1 protein-coding gene is annotated in these 844 nt (G+C 65.0%); it reads left to right on the top strand.

The annotated features are described in order from the left end of the window. Window positions 1–844 (top strand): xanthine dehydrogenase family protein molybdopterin-binding subunit (locus DNI29_RS23790; RefSeq protein WP_133255752.1); only part of this gene is annotated, 844 nt, incomplete at both ends.

Raw genomic sequence — 844 nt, 5'->3', positions numbered from 1 at the left:
CTCACCGCCGCCGGCCACCTGATGGTGAGCAGCGCCAGCAACGACATCGGCACCGGCACCTACACCATCATGACTCAGATTGCGGCCCAAACCCTGGGCTTGCCGCTGGAAGCCGTCACCTTCCGCCTCGGCGACACCGAGCTGCCCGAAGCGCCCGTGCAGGGCGGCTCCTGGACGGCCGCCTCCGTGGGCACCGCCGTGCAGGCCGCCTGCCAGGCGCTGGGCAACAAGCTGCTCAAGCTGGCGCAGCAACTGGCCGATTCGCCGCTGCAAGGCGCCGCTTTTGAGGACGTGCAGTTTGTGGACGGGGTAATCCGGCTCAATGAGGACATCAGCCGCCGCGTCGGCATTGCCGAACTTCTCGACGCCAGCGGCGAGGAAAAAGTGGAAGCCGAAGCCACCACCGGGCCCAATATGCTCAAACAGCAGCCCTACTCCATGCACTCACACAACGCCGTGTTCGTGGAGGTAAGAGTGGACGAGGACCTGGGCACGGTGCACGTAGCGCGCGTGGTAAACGCCGTGGCCGCCGGCCGCATCCTCAACCCCAAAACCGCCCGCAGTCAGGTGCTGGGCTCGGTGGTCTGGGGCATTGGCATGGCCCTGATGGAAGAATCCATCATGGACCACGGCTTCGGCCGCTATATGAACCACAACCTCGCCGAGTACCACATTCCCGTCATGGCCGACATTGACACCATCGATGTGGTGCTGGTCGAGGAAGAGGACGACATCGTGAATCCGCTGGGTGTCAAAGGCATCGGGGAGATTGGCTTCCTCGGCGTGGCCGCCGCCGTCGCCAACGCCGTGTTTCACGCCACCGGCAAGCGCGTGCGCGACCTGC

It is taken from the genome of Hymenobacter sediminis, from assembly GCF_003231285.1.
Classification (GTDB): Bacteria; Bacteroidota; Bacteroidia; order Cytophagales; family Hymenobacteraceae; genus Hymenobacter; species Hymenobacter sediminis.
Note: the sequence above shows the minus strand (reverse complement) of the source record. Positions and strands in the feature narration are given on the sequence as shown.